This is a genomic window from Nocardia sp. NPDC006982 (assembly GCF_042869435.1).
Lineage (GTDB): Bacteria > Actinomycetota > Actinomycetes > Mycobacteriales > Mycobacteriaceae > Nocardia.
The window spans coordinates 81,192-90,042 of the sequence record NZ_JBIAFV010000010.1; the positions used below are offsets into that span (position 1 = coordinate 81,192).

Below are 8,851 nucleotides of genomic sequence, written 5' to 3' on the forward strand. Positions count from 1 at the left end.
CGTTCAGCAATGCCCCTGTGCGCCCGGCGGATCGCGATCAGGTATGCGAGAAACAGGCCGACGACCTGCTTGATCGCAGCCAAGAGCACTCAGTCGTGGCTGGCCGGCAAGTATCCGATGTTGATCCTCTTCCTGCTGGTTCCAGCGTCCGCATGTCCGGCGCGCTGCTGGCTGAGGCGTCAGCCCGTCGCTGATCGCGTCGATCGCTGAGCACGTCCCCTATGTGCGCTTGATGCCCCGCACGTCAACTTGACCCTTGGTGGATGGCGCAATGTTCGCTACACGCGGCATGTTGCTCCTGATCGCGCTGAGCTGGGAGTTCTCTTATCTATCGGGTCGGATCGCCTCGAACTCTTGCAGACTTACATACAGCTCTGTATGTTTGTTTCTGTTCGATCCGGTCGGGATCGGCCACTGCGGGCTGCCGACTTGGGCACACGGTCACACCGGGTCAGGTACTACGTGAGGAGTTCGATGGCGAACAGGGTCTACGTCGTTGGCGTCGGCATGACGAAGTTCGAGAAGCCGGGCCGCCGTAAGAACGAAGACGGCAGCGCTTGGGACTACCCGGATATGGCGCGGGAATCGGGTACGAAGGCGCTCGCCGATGCCGGGATCGACTATCGCGAAGTCGAGCAGGCCTACGTCGGTTATGTCTACGGCGAATCCACCTCCGGACAGCGTGCGGTCTACGAACTGGGTATGACCGGCATTCCGGTGGTCAATGTCAATAACAACTGCTCGACCGGATCGACCGCGCTTTTCCTTGCGGCACAGGCGATTCGGGGTGGGCTGGCCGATTGCACGCTGGCATTGGGCTTCGAGAAGATGCAGCCGGGCTCGCTCGGTTCCACCTGGGACGATCGCGAACAGCCGATGGCCAAGCACGTCATGGCGCTCGCGGAGATCTCCGAGGTGCTTTTCCCGGTGGCGCCGTGGATGTTCGGCGCGGCCGGGCGCGAGCATATGAAGCAGTACGGCACCACCGCGGAGCATTTCGCGAAGATCGGCTACAAGAACCACAAGCATTCGGTGAACAACCCGTATTCGCAGTTCCAGGACGCGTATTCGCTCGATGACATCCTGGCCTCGCGGATGATCTACGACCCACTCACCAAGCTGCAGTGTTCGCCGACCTCGGACGGTTCGGGCGCGGTCGTGCTGGCCAGCGAGGAATTCGTGAATTCGCACGACCTCGCCGCCCAGGCGGTGGAGATCGTCGGCCAGGCGATGACCACCGACTTCGCCTCCACCTTCGACAACACCGCCAAGAACCTCATCGGCTACGACATGAATGTCCAAGCCGCACAGCAGGTTTACCGGCAGGCCGGCCTCGGCCCGGAGGACTTCCAGGTCATCGAGCTGCACGACTGCTTCTCCGCCAACGAACTGCTGCTCTACGAGGCCCTCGGGCTCTGCGGCGAAGGTGAGGCCGGAAAGTTGATCGACGACAATCAGACCACCTATGGCGGCAAGTGGGTCGTGAATCCCTCCGGCGGGTTGATCTCGAAGGGACATCCCTTGGGCGCAACGGGTTTGGCGCAATGCTCCGAACTCACCTGGCAGTTGCGCGGTACCGCGGACAAGCGTCAGGTCGACAACGTCACTGCCGCGCTGCAGCACAATATCGGCCTCGGCGGCGCGGCGGTCGTCACGGCCTACCGGCGGGCGGACCGCTGATCTCCGCGAAAGCGGCCATGCAGCAACGACATTCACTCGACGAGGAGTAACTCATGGGCCATATCGAAGCCACCAAGGACGTCAACGCCACCCCCGACGCGCTATGGGCGGTCGTCTCCGACCCGCAGACCTGGGATAAGTGGTTCACCATCCACGAGCGCTTCATGGAAGAGCCGCCCGCTACCTTGGCCGAGGGGGCCAAGCTGGTCGCGAAGATCGTCATGCTCGGCATGGCGAACAAGCTGGAATGGACCGTCGTCGCGGTCGAGCAGCCGAACAAGCTCACCCTCGGCGGCACCGGAATGGCCGGGGTGAAGACCGAATTCACCTTCGATATCCAGCCAAAGGGCGATGGCGGCAGCACCATCCTGGTCTCGGGTGACTTCGAGGGCGCGCTGATCAAGGGCGCGCTCGGCAAGGCGGTCGAGAAGGACGGTCTCAGGCAACTGGACCGATCGCTCGAACAGCTCGACGCCCTGGCCTCGGCCTGATAAGGGGCGGGTGATGACAGCGGAGGCCCCCGCGGCACGGCCGGTGGAATTCGACGACAGCGGTCTCGAAACCTGGTGTGAGGACGAACGTTTCGAGGTTACGGCCGAGCGGATCGCCGAATACGCCGCCGCGACCAATGATCCGATCGAGGCGCATCTGGCGGGCGAGGTGGCCTCGCCGATCTTCGGCATCGTCCCGGTGTTCGAGGCCATGATGATGCCGGTGATCGATGTCGCGCCGATGGACATCTTCGGCCGAGTCGTACACGGGGAGCAGGATTTCCACTTCTACCGCGCGATCCTGCCGGGTGACCGGCTCGTCTCGCGGGCCAAGGCGATCGGCTATGCCAGCCGTTCGAACGGCAGCACCATCACCATTCTCATCGAATGCCGCACCGAGGCAGGGGGATTGGTGAACGAGCAGTATCTGACCGCCTTCTTCCGCAATATCGACGCGGGCAAGACGGTCGGCCTCGCCGCTCCTGCACACAAGTTCGACGAGAACCTGCGGGCGCAGGAGCCGGTCGCGATGGTGCCGCAGCATGTCGATCTCGATCAGACCTACCGCTATTCGCCCGCTTCCGGTGATCCGGTGCCGCTGCATCTGGACGAGCAGGTCGCCAAGGACGCGGGTCTGCCCGGGATCATCGCGCATGGTCTGTGCACCATGGCCTTCGCATCGTGGGCCGTGCTCACCGAGGTCGCGGGCTCGGATGTCAACCGGCTGAAGCGATTCGCGGTGCGCTTCGCCAAGATGGTCTTCCCCGGTGACGACCTGGAGACCCGAATCTGGCGGGTGGGCTCCGAAAACGGTGTCACCACATACGCCTTCGAGACCGTCCGCGGCGAAGACGTCGTCCTGAGCGACGGTCTCGCCGAAGTCGCCGACCAACTACCAAACTGAGGAGCCATGTAGATGGGTGCATTGGAAGGACGGGTCGCCGTCATCACCGGCGCGGGTCGCGGCATCGGGCGTGAGCACGCGCTGCTGTTCGCACGCGAAGGCGCCGCGGTCGTCGTGAACGACCGCGGCGGCAGCAATGCCGGTGAGGGTTCCGATGTCGGTCCGGCCCAGGAGGTCGTGAACGAGATCATTGCCGCGGGCGGTAGGGCGGTGGCCAACACCGATGACATCGCCACCTGGGATGGCGCGCAGAGCGTTGTCGCCCAGGCGATTTCGGAGCTCGGTGGCCTCGATATCGTGGTCAACAACGCGGGCATCCTGCGGGACGCCTTCATCGCGGGTATGGACGAGGCGCAGTGGGATGCGGTGATCGGCGTACATCTCAAGGGTCACGCCGCGGTACTGCATCACGCGGCCGCGTACTGGAAGGCGCAGAGCAAGGCGGGCAACCAGCCGAATGCCGCGGTGATCAATACCGCATCCGCCTCCGGAACGACCATCCCGAATGCGGGTCAGGCCAACTACGGTGCGGCCAAGGCCGCAATCGCCGCGCTGACCCTGGTCGCGGCCGACGAGCTCGCGCGCTACGGCGTCCGGGTCAATGCCATCGCGCCGATCGCGCGCACCCGGCTCACCCTGGCCACCCCCGGTATGGGCGAGATGATGGCCGCCGAGGCCGCGGCGATCGAGGACGGCGAATTCGACGCGTTCAGCCCGGCCAATATTTCTCCGCTGGTCGCCCACCTGGCGTCGGAAAAGTGCCCGATCACCGGCAAGGTTTTCGCGGTCCAGGGCGGCGCCATCTCCGAGCTGGCAGGCTGGCATGACGTGAAGACCATCGAGACCGACGGCCCCTGGCTCATCGACGATATCGCCGCTCGGCTGCCTTGATCTCGCGGGAACGTTAGGAGAACGACGATGTTCGAATGGTCCGAAACCGACGAGATGATCCGCGAGGCGGTGCGCACCTTCATCGATAAGGAGGTCCGCCCGCACCTCGATGCGCTGGAGAGCGGTGAGCTGACCCCCTACCCGATCATCCGGAAGTTGTTCAGCGACTTCGGAATCGATGCGATGGGTGGCGAGGCGGTCCAGCGGCTGCTCGCCAAGGAGCGCAAGAAGGCGGAGGCGCTGGCGGCGGGCGAGCCGCTGCCCGAGAAGTCCGAAAAGTCCTCCGGCGGTAGCCCGTTCGCCGGTCAGGAATCGCTGATGGCGGTGCTGATCGGGGAGCTGTCCGGCGTCTGTATGGGGCTGGTCACCGCAATGGGTGTCAGCATCGGTCTCGGCGCGACCACCATCCTCTCGCGCGGCACGCTCGCGCAGAAGGAGCGCTGGCTTCCCGATATCGTCACCATGAAAAAGGTTGCGGCATGGGCGATTACCGAGCCCGACTCGGGCTCGGACGCATTCGGCGGTATGAAAACCTACGTCAAGCGCGATGGCGAAGACTACATCCTCAACGGTCAGAAGACCTTCATCACGAATGGTCCGTTCGCCGATGTGATGATCGTCTACGCGAAGCTCGACGAGGGCGACGGCGGCGATAAGCGCGAGCGCAAGGTGCTCACCTTCGTGCTCGACAAGGGCATGGACGGCCTCACCCAGGGCAAGCCGTTCAAGAAGATGGGCCTGCACGCCTCGCCGACCGGTGAACTGTTCTTCGACAATGTGCGCCTGGGACGCGATCGGCTGCTCGGCGAGACCGAGGAGCACAAAGGCGGCGACGGCCGGGAAAGTGCCCGCTCCAGCTTCACCGCCGAACGTATCGGTGTCGGTTTCATGGCGCTCGGCATCATCAACGAATGTCACCGGCTCTGCCTGGACTACGCCAAGAGCCGCAAGCTGTGGGGCCAGGAGATCGGCCGCTTCCAGCTGGTGCAGCTCAAGCTGGCCAAGATGGAGATCGCCCGGATCAATGTGCAGAACATGGTCTTCAACACCCTCGAGCGCGGCAAGGCGGGCAAGCCGCCGAGCCTCGCCGAGGCCTCGGCCATGAAGCTCTACGCCTCCGAGGCCGCCACCGAGGTAGCCATGGACGCGGTCCAGCTCTTCGGCGGCAACGGTTACATGACCGAGTACCGGGTGGAACAACTCGCCCGTGACGCGAAGTCCCTGATGATCTATGCGGGCAGCAACGAAATCCAGGTCACCCACATAGCCAAGGGCCTGCTCGCCCAGTAGTGCTAACGGCACATGCCCGTCGCCGTCGGCACCGCACGTGTGCGGCGGTGAACGGCATGTGCCGTGTTTCAGACCGCGCGCAAGTGTGTGCGGCTGGCGTAGATGTGTTCGGCTATCAGGGTCGCGATGCGGTCCGGAGCTTCGAGCATGGGGACGTGCCCGACGCCGTTGACGAGGATGCGGTCGGCGGAGTCGGGCAATTCCTGCAGGAAGCGGCGGGCGTACACGCGGTTGGGGATGATCCGGTCGTATTCGGCCATCAGCAGGCGCACCGGGGTCGGGAGGTTGGACAGGTCTTCCAGCGCAGGAGCGCGCACGGTGCCCAGGATCAACGGAATCATGGCATCGCAGTGCAGTGCGGCGGTGATCACGGCGGCGATATCGCGGCGCGCGACCGCAGCGGCGTTCTTGCTGAGCAGCAGTAGTGCGAAGCGTTGCGCGATCGGATTGTTGATCGCGAATCCGCCGAGCCGCTTACCCACCTCGACGATCGGCACCAACGACAGGAATTTCGCGCCGACGCGGAACTGGATGAGCGAGGGCGACTGCCAACCGCCCGCCGGTGCGATCGCGGTCAGGGTGCGGGCCCGGCCGCGTCGGGCCAGCTCGAAGCCGACCCAGGCACCGAGCGAATTGCCCGCGATATGGCAGGTACGCCAGCCGAGTTCGTCGAGTTGATCCTCGATCCGGTCGGCGAGGGCATGGACATCGGTGGACCAGCCGTCGATCGGTTCGCCACCCCAGTGCCCCGCGAAGGCGGGGGCGAACACCTCGCAATGCGCGGAAAGTCGCAGCGCAACCTGTTCCCAACAGTGCGGCGAAAGCATGAACCCGTGCAGCAGTAGGACCGGATCACCGGATCCGATATGCAGCGCTTTGATCGGGGCGGGGGAGTTGGTGGTGCCTGACTTCATCGTCAATCACCCCTTCCTGGACTTCGATGTCCCGGGGGAGTTCTTCTGACCAGCATTGTACGGTCGTCAGGTGCCTTATATCATCTCGTCGATCAATGTGAACGGGGTCCGGGCGGCGACGGGCAAGACGGGCAAGGGGATGCTCGAGTGGCTGGCGGTCACCGAAGCCGACATCATCTGCCTGCAGGAGACTCGGGCAACCGATGAGCAGACCCGAGCCGCGCTCGCGCCCGCACTGGAGGCGGGCTGGTATCTGACGCATGCCGAGCCGGGTGCGAAGGGCCGGGCCGGGGTCGGCATTCTGTCCCGTCGCGAACCCCGGGCCGTGCGCATCGGGCTGGGGCGCTGGCACGACCGAACCTGGCATCCCAGCGCCGAATTCGCCGGTACCGGACGCTATGTCGAGGCCGAATTCGATGAATTGACCGTGGCCAGCGTGTATGTGCACACCGGTGAGGCGGATACGCCGATGCAGGACGAGAAGTACCGCTTCCTCGACGAGATCGGCGCTCATATGCGGGCGCAGACCAGCGATTTCGTGATCTGTGGCGACTGGAATGTCGCGCATACCGAACTCGATATCAAGAACTGGAAGGGCAACCTGAAGAACTCCGGGTTCCTGCCGCAGGAGCGGGCCTGGATCGATGGCATGCTCGCCGCCGGATATGTGGACGTGGTGCGCAACCTGCATCCCGGTGTCGCGGGCCCGTACAGCTGGTGGTCATACCGCGGCCGCGCCTACGACAACGACGCGGGCTGGCGCATCGACTACCACTTGGCCCGCGGCGAGGTGGCAGGCCGGGCGAAGCAGGCCGTGGTCGAACGCGCCGCCACCTATGCCGAGCGTTGGTCCGACCACGCGCCGGTCACGGTGCAATACCGATAAAGATGATTCGCGACATGGCAGTGCTGGAGATCGGGATCGCATGAATATTTCCTCGAAGCGGGTTCGCGCCTTCGCCGCGCTCGGTGTGGCCCTACTGGCCTTGGTGATCGCACTGCTCGCCTCGCGCGGCGGCGGGGACAGCAAGCCGACCGCGGCCTCGGTCACCTCCACCACTCGCAGCGCAAGCGTGGCCGTTCCGGCGCGCGGCCCGGATGTCACCACCGCATCCACCGTTCGAGCCCCCGGCGTACCGGACCGCGCCTACGCGACTCTTGCCGAGATCGACGCGGGCCGCTGGCCGGATTCGGCGAACGCGCCCGGCACCAAGGGCGGTGAGCGCTGGATGAACCGCGCGGGCACTCTGGCCGCCAAGGATTCGGCGGGCAAAGCCATCACCTACCAGGAATGGGATGTGAACCCGAAGCAGCCCAACCGTTCCCGCGACGCCGAACGCATCGTCACCGGCAGCGACGGTTCCGCCTGGTACACCGGTGACCACTACGAAACCTTCACGAGGATGCGCTGATGACAGTTCCGTTATCGCAGTTCCTTGCCCGCCCCGAGGCCCGGCGGTCCACCGACGCGCCGCCTTCGGCGCCGACCGCCGTGATCGGTGCCCTTCCCGTCGACGCCCCGACACTCAGCGGCGTGCGCTACGACGCGCCCGTCGACTACGCGGTGCGTGAACTGCGCGGGCTCAAAATGCGTACCACCGCACGCGTTTTCGACGAATTCGCGGCCGCGTTCCAATTTCCGTACTACTTCGGCGCGAACAAGGACGCCTTCGACGAATGCCTGCGCGATCTCGATGATTTCGTCGGCCCCGCCGCCGGATATGTTGCCGTGATCCGCGATTCGGCCGATCTGCTGATCGACGAACTGGAAGAACGCACGTGGTTCACCGAAGCCATGCGCGATGCCGCCGACTACTGGTCCACAAAGGGCCTGGCCTTCCGAGTAGTCCTGCAGGGCGAACCACCCGATCCAGACATCGTCCGCCTGAGTCCGTAGCGTCGAGGACAGTCGAATGGTGGCTGTCAGGCTCTCGAGGAACAACCATTCGACTACCGTCGATGCCGTGTGATGCGGGTGGGTCAGGTGAGGCGGCGGGCGAGGTCCTCGCCGAGGAGGACGAAGACGTCGGTGGTGTGGTCGATCAGTTGGTCGCGGGTTAGTGGGAGGTCGTTCTGTAGCCAGGCGGTGAGGGTCTGGACCAGGCCGCCGACCAGGTAGGTGGCGCGAAAGTCGATGGTGGGATCGGGATTCGGGTCGGTGATGCCGTAGAAGTCGATGCCCTCGGCGGCGACGATGCGTGCGAATACCCGCACCGTCTGGTTTGTGCGGGCGCGCAACTCCGGCGTCGCCATGCCCGCGACCAGCGCGACGTGCGCCTTGCGCGGATCGTCGGTGAGCAGATGAATGCCCGCGGAGATCGCGGCATGCGCCTTGGCGCGGGTGTCAGGCGGTGCGGTCTGCAACGCGCCGATGATCGCACCGGCCAGTTCCTCCGCGATCCGATCGATGAGCGCGGCGAGCACCGCGTCGCGGCTGTCGAAGCTTTCGTAGTAGTAGCGCTCGTTGAGTCCGGCCTGCGCGCATAACCCGGAGACGGTGAGCTTGGTGATGCCTTGGGTGCCGATGATCTCCAGCGCGGCATCGAGCAGCGCCGCGCGTCGCTGGGCGCGGCGCTCGTCGGCGGAGACGCCGCCGTAGGTCCGTTTTGCCGGTCCGCTTGTCGTCCGGCCGCCACCCTCCACGGAGTCGCTGGGTGATGCTTTCCTACTCGCTCTGCGAT

Annotated in this window: 10 protein-coding genes; 8 read left to right on the plus strand and 2 right to left on the minus strand. The window is 65.0% G+C overall.

The genetic code is table 11. The annotated features are described in order from the left end of the window. Positions 1-474: 474 nt before the first annotated feature. From ACFYOW_RS32420 to ACFYOW_RS32440, 5 genes are read left to right on the plus strand one after another with little or no spacing between them, the layout of a single operon-like run. Entirely contained in the window at positions 475-1,680 is a 1,206-nt protein-coding gene (locus ACFYOW_RS32420) for a lipid-transfer protein (protein ID WP_387293886.1), read from the plus strand. 53 nt (positions 1,681-1,733) lie between these two features. Continuing rightward, positions 1,734-2,171 (plus strand): SRPBCC family protein, encoded by a 438-nt coding sequence (locus ACFYOW_RS32425; RefSeq protein ID WP_387293887.1) that lies wholly within the window; start codon positions 1,734-1,736, stop codon positions 2,169-2,171. A 13-nt stretch (positions 2,172-2,184) separates the two neighbouring features. Next, positions 2,185-3,075, plus strand: a complete 891-nt coding sequence (locus ACFYOW_RS32430; protein ID WP_387293888.1) for a MaoC/PaaZ C-terminal domain-containing protein — start codon at positions 2,185-2,187, stop codon at positions 3,073-3,075. A gap of 12 nt (positions 3,076-3,087) precedes the next feature. After that, complete coding sequence (locus tag ACFYOW_RS32435) at positions 3,088-3,966, plus strand: SDR family oxidoreductase (protein WP_387293889.1); 879 nt, start codon at positions 3,088-3,090, stop codon at positions 3,964-3,966. A gap of 27 nt (positions 3,967-3,993) precedes the next feature. Further along, on the plus strand, positions 3,994-5,256 hold the full coding sequence (locus ACFYOW_RS32440; protein ID WP_387293890.1) for an acyl-CoA dehydrogenase family protein: 1,263 nt from the start codon (positions 3,994-3,996) through the stop codon (positions 5,254-5,256). A gap of 68 nt (positions 5,257-5,324) precedes the next feature. On the opposite strand, the gene ACFYOW_RS32445 is transcribed toward ACFYOW_RS32440, so the two are convergent. Further along, the gene (locus tag ACFYOW_RS32445; RefSeq protein WP_387293891.1) at positions 5,325-6,170 is read right to left on the minus strand and encodes an alpha/beta fold hydrolase; all 846 of its coding nucleotides are present in this window, start codon (positions 6,168-6,170) and stop codon (positions 5,325-5,327) included. A gap of 70 nt (positions 6,171-6,240) precedes the next feature. Between ACFYOW_RS32445 and ACFYOW_RS32450 the strand changes: the two genes are divergently transcribed. The 3 genes from ACFYOW_RS32450 to ACFYOW_RS32460 are packed head-to-tail and all read left to right on the plus strand — an operon-like array spanning position 6,241 to position 8,067. Beyond that, positions 6,241-7,056, plus strand: a complete 816-nt coding sequence (locus ACFYOW_RS32450; RefSeq protein WP_387293892.1) for an exodeoxyribonuclease III — start codon at positions 6,241-6,243, stop codon at positions 7,054-7,056. Positions 7,057-7,096: 40 nt separating this feature from the next. After that, positions 7,097-7,582 (plus strand): ribonuclease domain-containing protein, encoded by a 486-nt coding sequence (locus ACFYOW_RS32455; protein WP_387293893.1) that lies wholly within the window; start codon positions 7,097-7,099, stop codon positions 7,580-7,582. Further along, the gene (locus ACFYOW_RS32460; protein WP_387293894.1) at positions 7,582-8,067 is read left to right on the plus strand and encodes a barstar family protein; all 486 of its coding nucleotides are present in this window, start codon (positions 7,582-7,584) and stop codon (positions 8,065-8,067) included. The genes ACFYOW_RS32455 and ACFYOW_RS32460 overlap by 1 nt, the downstream gene beginning before the upstream one ends. A gap of 83 nt (positions 8,068-8,150) precedes the next feature. Here ACFYOW_RS32460 and ACFYOW_RS32465 read toward each other — a convergent pair whose 3' ends face one another. Continuing rightward, positions 8,151-8,813, minus strand: a complete 663-nt coding sequence (locus tag ACFYOW_RS32465; protein ID WP_387294055.1) for a TetR/AcrR family transcriptional regulator — start codon at positions 8,811-8,813, stop codon at positions 8,151-8,153. Positions 8,814-8,851 lie beyond the last annotated feature (38 nt).